A 17,487-nucleotide genomic window follows, 5' to 3' on the forward strand; every position below is an offset into this window, starting at 1 on the left:
CGCCCCCGCCCGGGCGGCGCCCAAGGCCGCCCGGCGCGACGACGCGCCCCGCGCCGGTCAGGTGGTGGTGCAGGTGAGGTTCGTCGGCGGGTTGTTGGTTCCGGTCGTCGTGGCGATGAAGCCGAACGTGGTGGAGGCGCCGGCGGCCAGCGCCCCGTTGTAGTCGACGTTGCGCACCGACACGTTCGACCCGCTCTGGGTGTGCGAGCCGCCCCAGATCTGGCTGATCACCTGGCCGTTGGGGAACGTCCAGGAGACCGTCCAGCCGCGGATCGCGGTCGCGCCGGCGGTGACGGTGACCTCGCCCTGGAAGCCGCCCGACCAGGACCCCGTCACCGCGTACGTCGCCCGCGCGCCGGACGACGGCGGCGAGCTGGTCGGCGGCGGGGTCGGCGTCGGCGTCGGTGACCCGGTGGGCGTGGTGGTGGGGGTGGGCGTGGTCGTCGGGGTGGGGGTCAGGGTCGGTGACGGCGTGACCCCGGGCCGCGCCGCCCGGTAGGTGTGGCCGGCGCGGACGGTGAGCGCGACGACGTCCGTCTCCGGGCGGGTGACGGCCGGCGTGCTGCCGTCGGTGACGTCGACGAGGGTGAAGCTGCCGGTGAGCAGCCGGGCGCGCAGCTTCAGCGTGCCGTCGCGGTCGGCGCGGATGGCGATCTCGTCGATCTGGCTGTTGGTCCAGGCCACGCCGACGGTGTAGCCGCCCCGGCCGCGCAGGCCCGCCACCTGCCCGGTGGGCCACGCCGTCGGCAGCGCGGGCAGCACGTGCAGCTCCCCGGCGTGGCTCTGCAGCAGCATCTCGGCGATGCCGGAGGTGGCCCCGAAGTTGCCGTCGATCTGGAACGGCGGGTGCAGGTCGAACATGTTCGGCGCGAGCCGGTCGGTGCGCACCAGGTCCTTGAACAGCTTGTGGGCGCGGGCGGCGTCCTCCAGCCGGGCCCAGAAATTGATCTTCCAGGCGAGGGACCAGCCGGTACCGTCGTCGCCGCGCAGCTCCAGCGTCTTGCGCGCGGCCTCGTGCAGGGCCGGGGTGCCGCGCTTGGTGATCTGGTTGCTGGGGTGCAGGCCGTACAGGTGGGAGACGTGCCGGTGGGTCCGCTCGGTCTCCACCCAGTCGGCCAGCCACTCCTGGACGTTGCCGCGCGAGCCGACGCGGCTCGGGGGCAGCCGGTCCTTGGCGGTGCGCACCTGCGACCGGAAGGTGGTGTCGACGCCGAGCGCCTCGCTGGCCTTGGCCGCGGCGTCGAACAGGTCGCGCAGGATCTGGTTGTCCATCGTGGGGCCGGCGCAGACGCTGACGTTCGAGTGGTGCGGCAGCTCCGGCGAGTTCGACGGGTTCGTCACCAGGTAGCCGAGCGTCGGGTGGGCGACCAGGGTGTCGAGGAAGAACTGCGCGGCGCCCTTCAGGGCCGGGTAGTTGGTCTGGAGGAACCCGAGGTCGCCGGTGAACAGGTAGTGCTCCCAGATGAGCGTGGCCAGCCACGCCCCGCCGGTCTGCCACATGCCCCACAGCGCCCCGTCGACGACCGACGCGCCCCGCCACGCGTCCGTGTTGTGGTGGGTGACCCAGCCGCCGGCGCCGTACTGGGCCTGGGCGACGCGCGCGCCGGTCACCGTCAGGTCCTTGATCATGTCGAAGACCGGCAGGAAGCACTCGGACAGGTTCGTCGTGTCGGCCGGCCAGTAGTTCATCGGCAGGTTGGCGTTGATGGTGTACTTCGAGTCCCAGGACGGCGCCAGGGAGTCGTTCCAGATGCCCTGCAGGTTCGCCGGCTGGGTGCCCGGCCGCGAGGAGGAGATCAGCAGGTAGCGCCCGAACTGGAACAGCAACGCGGCGAACTGCGGGTCGTTGGTGCTCGCGTGCTGGGCGATCCGCACGTCGGTGGGCTGGTCGGCGGCGGCCGTGCGCCCCAGGTCGATCGTCACCCGGTTGAACAGCGCCTGGTAGTCGGCGACGTGGCGGCTGCGCAGCTGGTCGATGGCCACGCCCTTGGCCGCGTTGAGCCGGGTGCGTGCGATGCCCTGGTAGTCGCCGTTGACGGTGCGGTAGTTGACGTAGCTGGACCCGATCGAGATCAGCACGGTCACGCTCGTGGCCCCGGAGACCCGCAGGGAGCCGCCGGAGCTGCTGACCGTGCCGCCCGTCGCGATCGCGTGGGCCAGGCCGAGGAACCGCACCGACCCGTTGATGCCCTCCATGTTGCCGGAGATGCCGTCGACGGCGATCGTGTTGGCGTCCGGGCTCGACATGGTCGTCCGTTGCGGACTGTCGAAGGTGGCGGTGAACGTGATCGAGTTCGCCCGATCGGCGGTCAGCCGCAGCACGATCACCTGGTCGGGGGCGCTGGCGAACACCTCACGCTGGTAGCGGACGCCGCCCAGCACGTACGTGGTGGTGACCGTGGCGGTGGTGAGGTCGAGGGTGCGGGTGTACTGCGACGCGCCGCTGGCCGAGCCGAAGGCGAGCCGGAGGTTGCCCACGGTCTGGTAGGCGAGCTGGCCGCCCGGCGTACCCATCATCGTCTGGTTGATCAGGTCCTGCGCCGAGGACCACTGGTCGGCGAAGACGCGGCGGCGGATCTCGGCCAGGTTGGCCGCGCCCCGGGTGTTGGCGGAGTCGTACGGGCCGCCGGCCCAGACGGTGTCCTCGTTGAGTTGCAGCCGCTCGGTGTCGACGTTGCCGAAGACCATGGCGCCGAGGCGTCCGTTGCCGATGGGCAACGCGCGCAGCCAGTCGGTGCCGGCCCCCTCGTCGTACCACAGCGCCATGTCACCGGCGGCCAGCGCCTGCGGCGGCACCGCCGAGTCGGCGCGGGCGACGGCGCTCCAGGCGGCCGGCACCAGCGCGGCCCCGGCCCCCGCCGCCCCGGCCTTGAGCACGTTCCTTCGGGTCACTTCAGACATGATCTCTCCAAGTCGTGCCGGTCAGAGGCTGACGCAGGTCAGGGACGTCGTCGTGGGCGTGCCGCCGACCATCGCAGCGCCTATGCCGAGAGTCAGCAGCACCGCGGCCGCGACGGATGTCGGCCGGGATCCAGGTGTGGACATCAGACGTCTCCTTCGTGCCGGGGCGGGCGGTGGTGTCGACGGCGAGCCGTTGTTGATAGCCCGGACGTGGCCGATCCGGCCGGGAGCGGTTCCCGGCAGGCTGACCTGCCCACGGTCGGGGCGTGTGTGGAGGGTGGCGTACCTGCCCGGTCGCTGGCGTTTCGAACTCGCGCTGACCCGGTGAAGCCCGTCGATCCGCCGACCGGTCACCCGTGCCGGTGCGGCGATCAGGACAGCGGGTGGAACGAAGCCGTTAACGTTAACAACGGCCACGTCCGGCGTCCTGACGCCGCCGTGCGCGGATGTCTGCCGGCGTCCGAGCTCCCGACGGCGCGCCAGCTTGCCCATATGGACTCTCGTGGATGCATGTGCCCGCCGTCAAGATATGACGTTTAGGTTTCGTGAAGTTCTTCCCCCGGCGTCGCGGGTGGCGGATGCCCTGGGTGTGGTCGGTGTCGCCGCGCTGGCAGGCGGCTCCACTTCGGCCAGGTGGCGCCCTGGGGGCGCTTGAGTCCACTGGGGCTTTCTCGTAGCATCCAGTTTCCGAAATGTTATCGAGAACACTTTCGAAGGTGGTGCTCGTGCCCGGAGGCCCGTCCGCCGACCCGCACTACCGCAACCCGGTCGTCGCCGGCTTCTACCCCGACCCGAGCATCTGCCGCGTCGGCGACGACTACTACCTGGTCTGCTCCAGCTTCGAATACTTCCCGGGCGTGCCGCTGCTGCACAGCCGCGACCTGGTCAACTGGCGGCAGGTCGGCAACGTCCTCGACCGCCCGAGCCAGCTCGAACTCCCCGCGGACACCCCGGCCTCCCAGGGCGTCTACGCCCCGACCATCCGCCACCACGACGGCCGGTTCTGGGTGGTCACCACCAACGTCAGCCTGGGCCGGCACCTGATCGTCACCGCGCAGGACCCCGCCGGGCCGTGGTCCGACCCGGTCTACCTCGACCTGCCGCACGTCGACCCGTCGCTGGCCTGGGACGACGAGGGGAACTGCTGGCTGACCACCTCCGGGGTGAAGTCCTACCGGATCGACCCGGACACCGGCCGGGTGCTGGAGGGCCCGATCCCCCTCTGGTCGGGCACCGGCGGCCAGTACCCCGAGGCCCCGCACCTCTACCGCATCGACGGCTGGTGGTACCTGCTGCTCTCCGAGGGCGGCACGCACACCGGCCACGCCGTCTCGGTCGCCCGGTCGCGCAGCCCCCGGGGCCCCTTCGCACCCGCACCGACCAACCCGATCCTCACCCACCGGGGCAGCAATCTGCCGGTGCAGGCCACCGGGCACGCCGACCTGGTCCAGAGCCTCGACGGCAGCTGGTGGATGGTCCTGCTCGGCATCCGGGCCAAGGGCCAGTGGCCGCCCTACCACGTCCTGGGCCGCGAGACCTTCCTGGTGCCCGTGCGCTGGGTCGACGGGTGGCCCGTCGTCGACCCCGTCGAGGAGGTCACGGCCGCCCCGGCCGGCAGCGCCCCGGCGCTCGCCGCCCCGGCCGAGGCGGGCGCGTACCACGACGACTTCGACGCGGCCGTCCTCGCCCCCGGCTGGGTCTCGCCGCGCTCCCGGCCCGATGCCGCCTGGTCGCTGACCGCGCGGCCCGGCTGGCTCACCCTGAACGCCACGGGGACGACGCTGGACCGCGCCGGCGCGACCATCGTGGCCACCCGGCAGCGGCACCACGACTGCCGCGCCAGCGCGCGCCTGGACCCGGGCGGCGGCACCGCCGGGCTGACCATCCGCATCGACGAGGCGCACCACTACGACCTGGAGGTGTCCGCCGGCCGCGTGCGGGTCGTCGGCCGGGTCGGCCCGTTCCGGCAGGTCTTCGCCGAGCTCGCCGTGCCCCCGGGGCCGCTCGTCCTGACGATCGCCACCCGGACCCACGACCTCCGTCCGCCGACCGTGACCTGCGCCGCCGACCTGTCGCCCGGTGCCGCGCCCTTCGGTGTACGCGCCGCCGCCTGCGACATGGTGGCCTTCGAGGTGGAGACCTCCGACGGCCCCCGGGTGCTGGCCGAGCTCGACGGGCGCTACCTGTCCACCGAGGTCGCCGCCGGCTTCACCGGCCGGGTCATCGGCATGTACGTCACCGAGGGCAGCGCGGCGTTCGACTGGTTCGACTACCGTCCGGCGGGCTGACGGCGTACGCCGGACCGGCCCGGCGGGCGGGGTCAGCCCTTCAGCGGGTACGGGATGAAGGTGCTGCGGTTCTCGTCGAGGTCGAGCCGGCCCGTGATCGGCGCGGCGGCGCGCTGCGGGCAGGTCATCCGCTCGCAGGTCTTGCAGCCGGGGCCGATCGAGGTGGTGGCGTCGGCCGCGTACAGGTCGATCCCGGCGGAGTAGACCAGCCGCTCGGCGTGCCGGGTCTCGCAGCCCAGCCCGATCGCGTAGACCTTCCCCGGCTGGTTGTAGCCGCCGTGGTGCCGGGTGATGGTGCGGGCGATCCACAGGTAGCGCTGCCCGTCGGGCATCGCGGCGACCTGCACGACGACCCGGCCGGGCGAGCTGAACGCCTCGTAGACGTTCCACAGTGGGCAGGTGCCGCCGGTCAGCGAGAACGGGAAGCCGGTGGCGGACTGCCGCTTGGACAGGTTGCCGGCCCGGTCGACCCGGACGAACGAGAACGGCACGCCCCGCGCGCGGGGCCGCTGCAGGGTGCTGAGCCGGTGGCAGACCGTCTCCCAGCCCATCGCGAAGTGCTGCGTGAGCAGGTCGATGTCGTAGCGGCGCTGCTCCGCCGCCGCCAGGAAGCGCTCGTAGGGCAGGATCAGCGCGGCGGCGAAGTAGTTCGCCAGGCCGACCCGGGTGAGGATCTGGGTCTGCACGTCGTCGAAGCGTTCCTCCTCCACGATCTCGTCGATCACGTCGGCGAACTCCAGCAGCGCGATCTGCGCCGCCATCCGCATCGCCTCCTGCCCGGCCCGCAGCGACGTCGACAGGTGCAGGGTGCGCGTCTGCGGCCGGTAGCGGTGCAGCTCGTCGCCGAGCAGCGTGGCGTCGTCGCGGCGCACCTGCACGCCGTGCCGCTCGGCGAGCCGGTCCTGCAACGCGGAGCGCACCTCGCCGCGGCGCAGCCCGATGGTCGCCGCCAGCCGCTCCGCCGCCTCGTCGAGGTCCGGCACGTAGTTCTGCCGCCGGTAGAAGAACTCGGTCACCCGGTCGTGCGGGCTGCGCCCGATCGTCTCCCGGTCGCCGAGCAGCTCGGCGAGCTGCTCGTCGGCCTGCCGGTAGCGCCGGTGCAGGTCGAGGACGGCCTCGGCGACCTCGGGCAGCCGGGTGGCCAGCTCGGTGAGGTCGGCGACGCTCGGCCGCCCCGGGAGCGCCTCGCGCAGCCCGGCGACCAGCCGCGGGGTGTCGCGCGGGGCGAACACCGTCGGGTCGACGCCGAAGACCTCGGTGATCCGCATCAGCACCGGCACGGTCAGCGGGCGCGCGTCGTGCTCGATCTGGTTGAGATAGCTGGGGGAGATGTTGAGCAGGCGGGCCAGGTGCGACTGGCTCAGCGCGCGGTCCTCGCGCATCCGGCGCAGCCGGGCGCCCGCGAAGGTCTTGCTGATCGCCCTCACCTCCTCGTCGGTCTTTCGGCAGCCCAGCGCCATTGGCAGGCTGCAAATATAACCCTTCGCAACTTCGCAAGACGGGGCGCGAACTTCTCAGAACTTGGCTTCTTCCGTCCCTCGACCGCACCGCCGACGCCGTGTGACCGTTGGCGACACGCCGGGACGGGCACCGCGGTCACGCCGCTGGGCGGCACGACGGAGCGCCGGCGTCACGACAGCCGAGGAGACGACATCATGCAGAACGCCGTGGAGAAGTTGCGGACCGAATGGGAGACCGACCCCCGCTGGCAGGGGGTGCGCCGCGGCTACCGCGCCGAGGACGTGGTGCGCCTGCGCGGGGCGATCCAGGAGGAGCACACCCTGGCCCGGCACGGGGCGCAGCGGCTGTGGCGGCTGCTGCACAGCGAGGACTACGTCCACGCCCTGGGCGCGCTCACCGGCAACCAGGCCGTGCAGATGGTCCGCGCCGGGCTCAAGGCGATCTACCTTTCCGGCTGGCAGGTGGCCGCCGACGCCAACCTCGCCGGGCACACCTACCCCGACCAGAGCCTCTACCCCGCCAACTCGGTGCCCGCCGTGGTGCGCCGGATCAACAACGCCCTGCTGCGCGCCGCCCAGATCACCACCGCCGAGGGCGACGAGAACGGGACCGACTGGCTGGCCCCGATCGTCGCCGACGCCGAGGCCGGCTTCGGCGGGCCGCTCAACGCGTACGAGCTGATGACCGCCATGATCGCGGCCGGCGCGGCGGGCGTGCACTGGGAGGACCAGCTCGCCGCCGAGAAGAAGTGCGGCCACCTCGGCGGCAAGGTGCTCGTGCCGACCGGGGCGCACATCCGCACCCTGGAGGCGGCACGGCTCGCCGCCGACGTCGCCGGGGTGCCGTCGGTCATCATCGCCCGCACCGACGCCCAGGCCGCCACGCTGCTGACCACCGACGTCGACGAGCGGGACCGGCCCTTCGTCACCGGCGAGCGCACCGCCGAGGGCTTCTACCGGGTGCGCAACGGCGTCGAGCCGTGCATCGCCCGGGGCCTGGCCTACGCCCCGCACGCCGACCTGCTCTGGATGGAGACCTCCACCCCCGACCTGGAGATCGCCCGGCGCTTCGCCGAGGCGATCAAGGCGGAGCACCCGGACCAGCTCCTCGCCTACAACTGCTCGCCGTCGTTCAACTGGCGCAAGCACCTCGACGACGCCACCATCGCCAAGTTCCAGCGGGAACTCGGCCACATGGGCTACAGGTTCCAGTTCATCACCCTGGCCGGCTTCCACGCCCTCAACTACTCGATGTTCGACCTGGCCCGCGGCTACGCCGCCGACGGCATGTCCGCCTACGTCTCGCTGCAGGAGCGGGAGTTCGCCGCCGAGCCGGCCGGCTACACCGCCGTCAAGCACCAGCGCGAGGTCGGCACCGGCTACTTCGACCTGATCAGCACCGTGCTCAACCCGGCCGCCGAGACCACCGCCCTGCGCGGTTCCACCGAGGAGGAGCAGTTCGCATGAGGTACGAGATCATCGGCCCGATGGCCGACCGGTTCGACGAGGTCCTCACCCCGGCGGCGCTGGAGTTCCTGGTCGAGCTGGACAGCGAGTTCGCCGCCCGCCGGGTGGCCCTGCTGGACACCCGGCGGGCCCGCCGGGACCGGTACGCCACCGGTCAGCTCCCCGACTTCCTCCCCGAGACCGCCGCGATCCGCGCCGACCCGACCTGGCGGGTGGCCCCGCCCGCGCCCGGCCTGCTCGACCGGCGGGTCGAGATCACCGGCCCGCCCGACCGCAAGATGACCGTCAACGCGCTCAACTCCGGGGCGCGGGTGTGGCTCGCCGACTTCGAGGACGCCACCTCGCCGACCTGGCACAACGTGGTCTCCGGGCAGCTCAACCTCATCGACGCCCTGGACCGGCGCATCGACTTCACCGACGCGCGCGGCAAGCGCTACGCCCTCGGCGACGAACTGGCCACGATCGTCGTGCGGCCGCGCGGCTGGCACCTCGTGGAGAAGGGCATCGCGGTGGACGGGCGGCCCATCTCGGCCAGCCTGGTCGACTTCGGGCTCTACCTGTTCCACTGCGCGCGGCGGCAGCTCGACGCGGGCGCCGGACCCTACTTCTACCTGCCGAAGCTGGAGAGCCACCACGAGGCGCGGCTGTGGAACGACGTCTTCGTCTTCGCCCAGCAGCGCCTGGGCCTGCCGCGCGGCACCATCCGGGCCACCACCCTCATCGAGACGATCACCGCCGCCTTCGAGATGGAGGAGATCCTCTACGAGCTGCGCGAGCACTCGGCGGGCCTGAACGCCGGCCGGTGGGACTACATCTTCAGCGTGATCAGGAACTTCGGGCAGTGGTCGGACTTCGTCCTGCCCGACCGGGCCGAGGTCACCATGACGGTGCCGTTCATGCGGGCGTACACCGAGCTGCTGGTGGCGACCTGCCACCGGCGGGGCGCGCACGCGATCGGCGGGATGGCCGCGTTCGTCCCCAGCCGGGACCCGCAGGTCAACGAGGTGGCCCTGCACCGGGTGCGGGCGGACAAGCGGCGCGAGGCCGGCGACGGCTTCGACGGCTCGTGGGTCGCCCACCCGGGCCTGGTCGCCACCTGCCGGGAGGAGTTCGACGCGGTGCTGGGCGAGCGCCCGCACCAGCTCGACCGGCTCCGGGACGACGTCAGCGTCGCCGCCGCCGACCTGCTCGCCGTCGACAAGACCCCCGGCCAGGTCACCGCCGCCGGGGTGCGCGCCAACATCGCGGTCGCGCTGCGCTACATCGACGCGTGGCTCGGCGGCGCCGGAGCGGTCGCCCTGTGGAACCTGATGGAGGACGCGGCGACCGCCGAGATCGCCCGCTGCCAGGTGTGGCAGTGGCTGCACCACGGCACCCCGCTTGCCGACGGCGGCTGCGTCACCGACGAGCTGGTCCGGTCGATCCTCGCGCAGGAGCTGGCCGAGCTGGTGACGGGTCGCGGGGCGGCCGACCGGGAGCGCGCCGAGCGGGCCGCGCGCATCGTCGAGGACACGGCGTTCGGCGAGGACCTGCCGGCGTTCTTCACCACCGGCGCGTACGCCCGGCACCTCGGCCCGAGGCAGCGGGTCGCCGTGCCGGCGCGCTGAGGCGGAGCATCCGCCGCCGGCGCGGTGGCGGGCCGGTCCGGTGCCGGTTCACCGGCCCGGACCGGCCGCCAGGTCCTCCTCGACGCGCTTCGCGGTGGCCAGCAGGGGCGGCAGCAGCTCCGTGCGGATCGTCTCGGACGAGCCGCGGCTGGCGTGCGCGGAGACGTTGATCGCGGCGACCACCGACCCGTCCTCCCCGTGGATCGGCGCGGCCAGCGAGCGCAGCCCCTCCTCCAGCTCCTGGTCCACGATCGCGTAGCCCTGCGCGGCGATCGTGGTCAGGGCGGCGCGCAGCCGGGCCGGGTCGGTGACGGTGTGCCGGGTCAACGGCCGCAGCCGCGCCGTGGCGAGGTAGTCGTCCAGCCAGTCGGCGGGCTGCGCGGCGAGCAGCACCCGACCCATCGACGTCGCGTACGCGGGGAAGCGGCTGCCGACGCTGATCCCCACGGTCATGATGCGTCTGGTGGCGACGCGGGCGACGTAGACCACCTCGTCGCCGTCGAGGACCGACACCGAGCAGGACTCGCGCACCTGCGCGGCCAGCGCCTCCAGGTGCGGCCGGGCGACCTCCGGCAGGCCCAGGCCCGACAGGTAGGCGTAGCCGAGGTCGAGCACGCGCGGGCGCAGCGAGAACAGCCGCCCGTCGGTGTGCACGTAGCCCAGCTCGACCAGGGTGAGCAGGAAGCGCCGGGCGGCGGCCCGGGTCAGCCCGGTGGCCCGCGCCACCTCGCTGAGGGTGAGCCGGGGGTGCTCGGCGTCGAACGCGCGGATCACGGCCAGGCCGCGCTCCAGCGACTGGACGAACTCCCCGGATCGCGCCTCGGTCACTCGGTCTCCTGCCGCAGGGTCGCCCGGGGCGGCCTGGCGCACCCGGTCACCGTCGGTGGCCAGCGTAGCCGCGCCGCCCGCGGCGGCAGGCACCGGTGCCCCGTGGGTCGCGCGGCGTCGGCGCCCCGGACCGGTCGTCCCGTCACGCCTCCAGGACGACGGCCAAGCCCTGGCCCACCCCGATGCAGATGGCGGCGAGCCCCCGGCCCCCGCCGCGGCGGTGCAGCTGCCAGGCCAGCGACCCGAGGATGCGCGACCCGGAGGACCCGAGCGGATGGCCGAGGGCGATGGCGCCGCCCTGCGGGTTGACGATCGCCGGGTCGAGGTCGGGCCAGTGGGCCAGGCAGGCCAGGGACTGCGCGGCGAACGCCTCGTTGAGCTCGACCACGTCGAGGTCGGCCCAGCCGAGGCCGGCGCGGCGCAGTGCCTCCTCGGCGGCGGCCACCGGGCCGATGCCGAACAGGTGGGGCTCGATCCCGGTGACGGCCCGGGAGACGATCCGGGCCAGCGGCGCGCGCCCGATCTCCCGGGCGCCGGCCTCGTCGGCGATCAGCAGGACGCTCGCCCCGTCGTTCAGCGGCGACGAGTTGCCGGCGGTGACCGTGCCGGCGGGCCGGAAGACCGGCTTGAGCCGGGCCAGCGCCTCGGCGGTGGTCGTCGGCCGGATGCTCTCGTCCCGGTCGACGTCGGTGCCGGGCACCGGGACGACCTCGTCGGCGTACGCGCCGGCGCGCCAGGCCCGGTCGGCCCGCTGGTGGCTGCCCAGCGCGAACTCGTCCTGCCGCTCGCGGGTGATCCCGTGGCGCTCGGCGAGGATCTCCGCGCCCTCGCCCAGCGCCACCGTCCACTGCGGCGGCATCGCCGGGTTGACCATCCGCCAGCCCAGCGTGGTGGAGTGCAGCGTCTCGTGCCCCCGGGGGTAGGCCCCCTCGGGCTTGGGCAGCACCCACGGCGCGCGGCTCATCGACTCCACCCCGCCGGCGAGGCAGATCGACGCGTCGCCGAGGGCGACGGCCCGGGACGCGCCGATGACGGCCTCCAGGCCGGAGCCGCAGAGGCGGTTGACGGTCGCGCCGGGCACCGACGGCGGCAGGCCGGCCAGCAGGACGGCCATCCGGGCCACGTCCCGGTTGTCCTCACCGGCGCCGTTGGCGTCGCCGAGGAGCACGTCGTCGATGCGCGCCGGGTCGAGCCCGGTGCTGCGGGCGACGACCTCCCGCACCACGTGCGCGGCGAGGTCGTCGGGGCGTACGCCGGCCAGGCCGCCGCCGTGGCGGCCGATGGGGGTGCGGACGGCGTCGAGCACGTACACGTCGCGGGTCATGGCGTCGCCTTCAGCGTGGCCTGCAGGGCCCGCAGCGCGGCGAGCTCGTCGGGGGTGGGGGGCTCGTTGGTGGTCAGCCCGTCGGCGACGGCGAGCGGCCAGCCGGTGGCCGCCCGGGCCTGCTCGACGGTGACGCCGGGGTGCAGCCGGGTGAGGGTCAGCTCGCCGGTGGCCGGGTCGGCTTCGAGGACGCCGAGGTCGGTGATCACCGTCCGGGGGCCGCCGCCGCGCAGCCCGAGCCGGGCCCGGTCGCCCGGCCCCGCGCCGTAGCCGACGGAGGTGACGAAGTCGACGCGTTCGGTGAACGTGCGTCGGCTCTGCCGGACGATGACGACCACCTCGCCGCAGGACGCGGCGATCTCCGGGGCGCCGCCGGCACCGGGGAGGCGGACCGCCGGGTCGGCGTAGGAGCCGCCGATGACGGTGGTGTTGATGTTGCCGTGGCGGTCGAGCTGGGCCGCCCCGAGGAAGCCGACGTCGATGCGGCCGGGCTGGAGCCAGTAGTTGAACACCTCCGGCACGGAGACGACCGCGTCGGCGGTGTCGGCGAGGATGCCGTCGCCGATGGACAGCGGCAGCCGGTCGGGCTTCGCGCCGAGGCAGCCCGACTCGTAGACCAGCACGAGGCCGGGGGCGTGGGTGACGCGGGCCAGGTTCGCCGCGGTGCTGGGCAGGCCGATCCCGACGAAGCAGACGGTGCCGTCGCGCAGCTGCCGGGCGGCGGCGACCGTCATCATCTCGTCGGCCGACCAGTCCGCCGCGCTCACGCCGGCACCTCCGTCGTCAGCACGTGCCGGGCGATCCAGGCCCGGAAGGTGTCGCGGTCCCGGCTGATCGCGTCCCAGTCGCGGTAGAAGTCGTTGTCGCGCACCGAATAGCCCTGCGTGTACGACGGGTGCGCGCCGCCGGGCACCCGGGCCACCGCCGTGATCGCCCACCCGGGCAGGACGACCTGCCCCGGCACCGGCGTCAGCTCGTCGACGAGCTCCTCGACGGTGACCAGGGACCGGCGGGCGGCCAGCACGGCCTCCTTCTGCACGCCGGTGATGCCCCACATCTGCACGTTGCCGGCCCGGTCGGCGCGCTGGGCGTGCACCACGGTCACGTCGGGACGCAGCGCGGGCAGCGCGGTCAGCGTCTCGCCGGTGAACGGGCAGTCGACGCTGCGGATGGTGGCGGTGTGGCGGGGCAGGTCGGTGCCGGTGTAGCCGCGCAGCACGGCGAACGGCAGGCCGGAGGCGCCCGCGACGTAGCGGTTGGCCATCCCCGCGTGGCTGTGTTCCTCCAGCTCCAGGGGCACCGGCCAGGAGTGCTGCACGGCGTCGCGGAAGCGGTGCAGCGAGCCCACGCCGGGGTTGCCGCCCCAGGAGAAGACGAGGCGGCTGGCGCAGCCGGCCCCGATGAGCTGGTCGTAGATGACGTCCGGGGTCATCCGCACCAGGGTCAGGCCGCGCCGCCCCTGCCGGATGATCTCGTGACCGGCGGCGAACGGGATGAGGTGGGTGAACCCCTCCAGGGCCACCACGTCCCCGTCGTGCACCAGCTCGGCGATTCCGTCGGCCAGCGAGACGATCTTCGCCATCGCCCTCCGCCTCCTGTGCTGTCGTCGTCCGCAAACGTGTTCGCTATGCGGACGGGTGTACTCATGTCGAACGTAGTGCCCGGCGGTGGAGGCCGTCAACGGGGACGTCGTGCCGCGTCGGTCACTCGTCCTCCTGCCGCAACGCCCGCCGGGCCACGGCGAACGCCCGGTTCGCCGCCGGCACCCCGGCGTAGACGCCGACCTGGAGCAGGACCTCGCTGATCTCCTGCGGGGTGAGGCCGTTGCGCAGGGCGGCCCGGACGTGCATGGCCAGCTCCTCGTCGTGGTGCAGGGTGGCGAGGACCGCGAGGGTGATCACGCTGCGGGTGCGCCGGTCCAGCCCGGGGCGCGACCAGATCTCGCCCCACGCGTAGCGGGTGATCAGGTCCTGGAAGTCGGCGGTGAACGCATCGGTGGCGGCGACGGCCCGGTCGACGTGGGCGTCGCCGAGGACCTGCCGGCGGACCGCCATGCCGGCGGCGTGCCGGTCGCGCTCGGGCGGGGGACCGGATGGCTCGGGTGCCGGTTCAGGCGTCACGGTGTGTCTCCTCGGCGAGGTGGTCGCGCAGCAGACGGCCGACCTGCCCGGGCTGCTGCACGTTGGCCAGGTGCGCGGCGTCGGCGACGATCGCCAGCCGGGCCCCGGGGATCCGTTCGGCGATCAGCCGGGCGTGCGGCACGGGGGTGGCCTGGTCGTCGGTCCCGGCGACGACCAGGGTGGGCGCCCGGATGCCGGTCAGGTCGTCGCGCAGGTCCATCGTGGAGATCGCCGCGCAGCACGCGGCGTACCCGTCGGCCGGCGTCGAGGTCAGCATGGCCCGCCAGGCGGCGACCGCCTCCGGCCGGGCGGCGGCGAAGCCGGGCGTGAACCAGCGGGCCACCACGGCGTCGGCCACGGCCGGCAGGCCGCCGGCGCGCACGGCCGCCGCCCGGTCGTGCCACATCCGCGCCGGGCCCAGGGCCGCCGACGTGCACAGCAGCGCGAGCCGGCCGACCCGCTCGGGCGCGTGGGCGGCCAGCCACATGCCGACCATCCCGCCGAGGGAGAGCCCGGCGTAGTGCACGCGCCGGGCGTCGAGGTCGTCGAGCAGGCGCAGCACCTCCCGGCCGAGCAGTTCGATGGTGTACGGGCCCGGCGGTACCGCCGAGCGGCCGTGGCCGAGGTGGTCGTACCGGACCACCCGGAAGTGGGCGGTCAGGGCGGCCAGTTGCGGTTCCCACATGGCGGCGGTGGTGCCCAGCGAGCTGCCGAGCACGAGGACCGGCGCGTCGGGCGGGCCGTCGACGGTGGCGTGCAGGCGGGACGTCACGAGGGCCCGGCCCGGTGCGCGCGGTGGTCGGCCAGCGCCCGGTCGACGAGGAGCCCGGCGGAGCCGAGCCAGCCGTACGGGTCGAGCGCCTCGTCGATCTCGCGCGGACCCAGGTGCGCGCGGACCTCGGGGTCGGCCAGCAGCGCGGCGCGGAAGTCGTACCCGGCCGCGGCCCGCGCGACGACGTCGTGCGCCGCGCCCCGGCCCAGGGCGGGCGTCAGCCGCGCGGCCACCGCCTCGGCCAGCACGAGGCCGCCGGTGGCGTCGAGGTTGGCCCGCATCCGGCGCGCGTCGACCCGCAGCCCGCCCAGCATCCGGGCGGTGCGGGCGGCCGCGCCGCCGGCCAGGTGCAGCAGGTCGAGCAGCGGCTCCCACTCGGCGTGCCAGGCTCCGGCGGCCCGCTCGTGCTCTTGCACGGCGGCGGCGTACAGGGTGGCGACCAGGCCGGGCCCGCGCCGCGCCGCTGCGCCGACGAGGACCGAGTCGACCGGGTTGCGCTTGTGCGGCATCGCCGACGAGCCACCCCGGCCCGGCCCGGCATCCGTGGCCGCGCCGCCCTCGGCCGCCTCGCCGACCTCGACCTGGGCGAGCAGCCCGACGTCCAGCGCGGTCTTGCCGGCGGCGGCGAGCAGCCCGCCGAGCGCGGCGGCGAGGTCGAGCAGCGGCTGGCGGCGGGTGTGCCAGGGCAGCGGGCTCGCGGCGAGGCCGAGGTGGGCGGCGAAGCGGGCGGCGACCGCCGGCCCGGCCGGGCCGAGCGCGGCGAGCGTGCCGACCGCGCCGCCGAGCTGCGCCGGCAGCGCCGCGCGGACCGCGTCGAGCCGGGTCCGGGCCTCGGCCAGGCCGACCAACCAGCCGGCGGCCTTCAGGCCGAACGTGGTCGGCGCGGCCTGCTGGCCGAGGGTACGGGCGAGCATGACCGTGTCGCGGTGGGCGGCGGCCAGCCGGGCCGCGGCGTCGGCGGCCCGGTCCAGGTGGGCCAGCAGCGGCCCGGCCGCCCGCGCCGCGACCAGCATCAGCGCGGTGTCGAGGACGTCCTGGCTGGTCGCCCCGAGGTGCACCCAGGCGCGGGCCGGCTCGGGCAGGGCCGCGGTGAGCTGCCGCACGAGCGGCACCACCGGGTTGCCGGCGTCCTCGGCGGCCCGGCCGAGGGCCGCCGGGTCGAACAGGTCGGCCCGGCAGCACGCCCCGATCGCCTCGGCCGCCGCCCGGGGCAGCACCCCGCAGTCGGCCCCGGCGGCCGCGAGCGCGGCCTCGGCGTCCAGCAGCGCCCGCAGCAGCGCCCGGTCGGCGAGCTGCGCGTCGACCCCGGGGTCGCCGGACAGGCCCGAGAACAGGCCGTCAGACGGCGAAGAAGACGGTCTCATCGTCACCCTGGAGCCGGATGTCGAAGCGCACCCCGTCGGCGGATTCCCGGCCGACGAGCGTGCCCCGCCGGTCGGCGTCGACACCGCGCAGGACGGGGTCGGCGGCGTTGGCCGCCGGCTCGTCGGGGAAGTAGAGCCGGGTCACGACCCGGTGCAGCAGCCCGCGCCCGAACACCGACAGGTTCAGGTGCGGCGCCTCGGTCCCGCCGTCCGGCGCGGGCAGGGCCCCGGGCCGCACGGTCAGCAGCGCGTACCACCCCTGGTCGTCGGTCTCGCTGCGCCCGAACCCCCGGAAGTCGGCCACCGACGACGCCCGCGCGCCGCGTGGGTCGTCGGGGTGGTCGAACCGGCCGTCCGGGTCGGCCTGCCAGCTCTCGACCAGGGCGTCCACGACCGGCGCTCCCGCGCCGTCGGTGATCCGGCCGCGCACCCAGAAGGAGCCCGGGGTGCCGGGCGGGACCACGTGCGGGCCGTCGGGCCAGCGCAGGCCGATACTCAGGTACGGCCCGACGGTCTGGGCCGGGGTCACGCCGTGGCGCTCACTCATCGTCGTCCTCGTTCTCGAAGGGCGTGCTCTCCCGACCCCGCAGCACGATGTCGAACTCGTACGCCAGGGCCCACTCGGGGCGGGTCGTCGCGTGGTCGTAGCGGGCGATCAGCCGCTGGCGCGCCGCCGGGTCGGGGATCGAGTTGAGCACCGGGTCCTGGAAGAACAGCGGGTCGCCGGGGAAGTACATCTGCGTCACCAGGCGCTGGGTGAACGCCCGGCCGAACAGCGAGAAGTGGATGTGCGCGGGCCGCCACGCGTTGTCGTGGTTGCGCCAGGGGTACGCGCCCGGCTGCACCGTGACGAACCGGTAGCGCCCCCGCTCGTCGGTGCGGACCCGGCCCACGCCGTCGAAGTGGGGGTCCAGCGGCGCCGCCCAGTTGTCCACCGCGTGCCGGTAGCGGCCGGCGGCGTTGGCCTGCCAGATCTCCACCAGGGTGTGCGGCACGGGCCGCCCGTCGCCGTCGTGGACCCGGCCGTGCACGATGATCCGCTGGCCGAGCGGCTCGCCGTCGTGCTGCCGGGTCAGGTCGTGGTCGAGCGGGCCGAGCCGGCCCTCGCCGAGCAGCGGCCCGGTGACCTCCGTGAGCCGCTGCGGCAGGTACACCAGCGGTTGGCTCGGCGCGCGGAGCACCGTCGACCGGTAGCCGGGGCTGAGCAGGGGTGGGTGGGCGTCGACGTCGTCACGCCGGTAGTTCGGCAGCGTGCTGACGTGGTGGTCCATGGGGCGGCTCCCCTCGCGGGTTGGATCCACGCATGCTACTTTTGGATCCCTTGATTGGAAAGTGGGGGCCGCGTGAGCAGACTCG

The 17,487-nt window shown here is 74.4% G+C and carries 14 protein-coding genes; 3 read left to right on the forward strand and 11 right to left on the reverse strand.

What is annotated here, in order from left to right; all coding sequences use genetic code 11:
* Nucleotides 1-57: 57 nt before the first annotated feature.
* The gene (locus LPU61_RS22060; RefSeq protein WP_229405959.1) at nucleotides 58-2,901 is read right to left on the reverse strand and encodes a glycoside hydrolase N-terminal domain-containing protein; all 2,844 of its coding nucleotides are present in this window, start codon (nucleotides 2,899-2,901) and stop codon (nucleotides 58-60) included.
* A 725-nt stretch (nucleotides 2,902-3,626) separates the two neighbouring features.
* Here LPU61_RS22060 and LPU61_RS22065 point away from each other — a divergent pair.
* Nucleotides 3,627-5,189: a glycoside hydrolase family 43 protein gene (locus tag LPU61_RS22065; protein WP_229405960.1), complete on the forward strand. Its 1,563-nt coding sequence runs from the start codon at nucleotides 3,627-3,629 to the stop codon at nucleotides 5,187-5,189.
* A gap of 32 nt (nucleotides 5,190-5,221) precedes the next feature.
* Here LPU61_RS22065 and LPU61_RS22070 read toward each other — a convergent pair whose 3' ends face one another.
* Nucleotides 5,222-6,616: a short-chain fatty acyl-CoA regulator family protein gene (locus LPU61_RS22070; protein ID WP_077939760.1), complete on the reverse strand. Its 1,395-nt coding sequence runs from the start codon at nucleotides 6,614-6,616 to the stop codon at nucleotides 5,222-5,224.
* Between the two features lie 228 nt (nucleotides 6,617-6,844).
* On the opposite strand from LPU61_RS22070, the gene aceA reads away from it, so the two are divergent.
* Nucleotides 6,845-8,116: an isocitrate lyase gene (gene aceA, locus LPU61_RS22075; protein ID WP_229405961.1), complete on the forward strand. Its 1,272-nt coding sequence runs from the start codon at nucleotides 6,845-6,847 to the stop codon at nucleotides 8,114-8,116.
* Nucleotides 8,113-9,723, forward strand: a complete 1,611-nt coding sequence (aceB, locus tag LPU61_RS22080; RefSeq protein WP_229405962.1) for a malate synthase A — start codon at nucleotides 8,113-8,115, stop codon at nucleotides 9,721-9,723. The genes aceA and aceB overlap by 4 nt, the downstream gene beginning before the upstream one ends.
* Nucleotides 9,724-9,771: 48 nt before the next feature.
* On the opposite strand, the gene LPU61_RS22085 is transcribed toward aceB, so the two are convergent.
* The 9 genes from LPU61_RS22085 to pcaH form a co-directional block, all read right to left on the reverse strand.
* Nucleotides 9,772-10,551, reverse strand: coding sequence for an IclR family transcriptional regulator (locus LPU61_RS22085; RefSeq protein WP_229405963.1), 780 nt, complete (start codon nucleotides 10,549-10,551; stop codon nucleotides 9,772-9,774).
* A gap of 142 nt (nucleotides 10,552-10,693) precedes the next feature.
* Nucleotides 10,694-11,875: a thiolase family protein gene (locus LPU61_RS22090; protein ID WP_229405964.1), complete on the reverse strand. Its 1,182-nt coding sequence runs from the start codon at nucleotides 11,873-11,875 to the stop codon at nucleotides 10,694-10,696.
* Nucleotides 11,872-12,612, reverse strand: a complete 741-nt coding sequence (locus LPU61_RS22095) for a CoA-transferase (RefSeq protein WP_082106860.1) — start codon at nucleotides 12,610-12,612, stop codon at nucleotides 11,872-11,874. The genes LPU61_RS22090 and LPU61_RS22095 overlap by 4 nt, the downstream gene beginning before the upstream one ends.
* A gap of 26 nt (nucleotides 12,613-12,638) precedes the next feature.
* Nucleotides 12,639-13,457, reverse strand: a complete 819-nt coding sequence (locus tag LPU61_RS22100) for a CoA transferase subunit A (protein ID WP_043968418.1) — start codon at nucleotides 13,455-13,457, stop codon at nucleotides 12,639-12,641.
* Between the two features lie 121 nt (nucleotides 13,458-13,578).
* A complete protein-coding gene (pcaC, locus tag LPU61_RS22105) occupies nucleotides 13,579-13,929 on the reverse strand; it encodes a 4-carboxymuconolactone decarboxylase (protein WP_043969478.1) in 351 nt (116 codons plus the stop codon).
* Nucleotides 13,930-13,984: 55 nt separating this feature from the next.
* Nucleotides 13,985-14,767 (reverse strand): 3-oxoadipate enol-lactonase, encoded by a 783-nt coding sequence (pcaD, locus tag LPU61_RS22110; RefSeq protein ID WP_229405965.1) that lies wholly within the window; start codon nucleotides 14,765-14,767, stop codon nucleotides 13,985-13,987.
* A complete protein-coding gene (pcaB, locus tag LPU61_RS22115; protein ID WP_229405966.1) occupies nucleotides 14,764-16,131 on the reverse strand; it encodes a 3-carboxy-cis,cis-muconate cycloisomerase in 1,368 nt (455 codons plus the stop codon). Before pcaB ends, pcaD begins: the two co-directional genes overlap by 4 nt.
* Nucleotides 16,106-16,678 carry a protocatechuate 3,4-dioxygenase subunit alpha gene (pcaG, locus tag LPU61_RS22120; RefSeq protein WP_229405967.1) on the reverse strand — a complete coding sequence of 191 codons (573 nt, stop codon included), beginning with the start codon at nucleotides 16,676-16,678 and terminating at the stop codon, nucleotides 16,106-16,108. Before pcaG ends, pcaB begins: the two co-directional genes overlap by 26 nt.
* Entirely contained in the window at nucleotides 16,671-17,402 is a 732-nt protein-coding gene (gene pcaH, locus LPU61_RS22125; protein WP_229405968.1) for a protocatechuate 3,4-dioxygenase subunit beta, read from the reverse strand. Before pcaH ends, pcaG begins: the two co-directional genes overlap by 8 nt.
* Between the last annotated feature and the right edge of the window lie 85 nt (nucleotides 17,403-17,487).

This window comes from Micromonospora sp. NBRC 110038, from assembly GCF_020884815.1.
GTDB lineage: Bacteria > Actinomycetota > Actinomycetes > Mycobacteriales > Micromonosporaceae > Micromonospora > Micromonospora haikouensis.

What these genes read in the sequence shown, in the direction of transcription:
- LPU61_RS22060 (WP_229405959.1), bottom strand. Translation starts at nt 2,901, where the DNA reads ATGTCTGAAGTGACCCGAAGGAACGTGCTCAAGGCCGGGGCGGCGGGG.
- aceA (WP_229405961.1), top strand. Translation starts at nt 6,845, where the DNA reads ATGCAGAACGCCGTGGAGAAGTTGCGGACCGAATGGGAGACCGACCCC.
- aceB (WP_229405962.1), top strand. Translation starts at nt 8,113, where the DNA reads ATGAGGTACGAGATCATCGGCCCGATGGCCGACCGGTTCGACGAGGTC.
- LPU61_RS22090 (WP_229405964.1), bottom strand. Translation starts at nt 11,875, where the DNA reads ATGACCCGCGACGTGTACGTGCTCGACGCCGTCCGCACCCCCATCGGC.
- LPU61_RS22095 (WP_082106860.1), bottom strand. Translation starts at nt 12,612, where the DNA reads ATGATGACGGTCGCCGCCGCCCGGCAGCTGCGCGACGGCACCGTCTGC.
- LPU61_RS22100 (WP_043968418.1), bottom strand. Translation starts at nt 13,457, where the DNA reads ATGGCGAAGATCGTCTCGCTGGCCGACGGAATCGCCGAGCTGGTGCAC.
- pcaC (WP_043969478.1), bottom strand. Translation starts at nt 13,929, where the DNA reads ATGGCGGTCCGCCGGCAGGTCCTCGGCGACGCCCACGTCGACCGGGCC.
- pcaB (WP_229405966.1), bottom strand. Translation starts at nt 16,131, where the DNA reads ATGAGACCGTCTTCTTCGCCGTCTGACGGCCTGTTCTCGGGCCTGTCC.
- pcaG (WP_229405967.1), bottom strand. Translation starts at nt 16,678, where the DNA reads ATGAGTGAGCGCCACGGCGTGACCCCGGCCCAGACCGTCGGGCCGTAC.
- pcaH (WP_229405968.1), bottom strand. Translation starts at nt 17,402, where the DNA reads ATGGACCACCACGTCAGCACGCTGCCGAACTACCGGCGTGACGACGTC.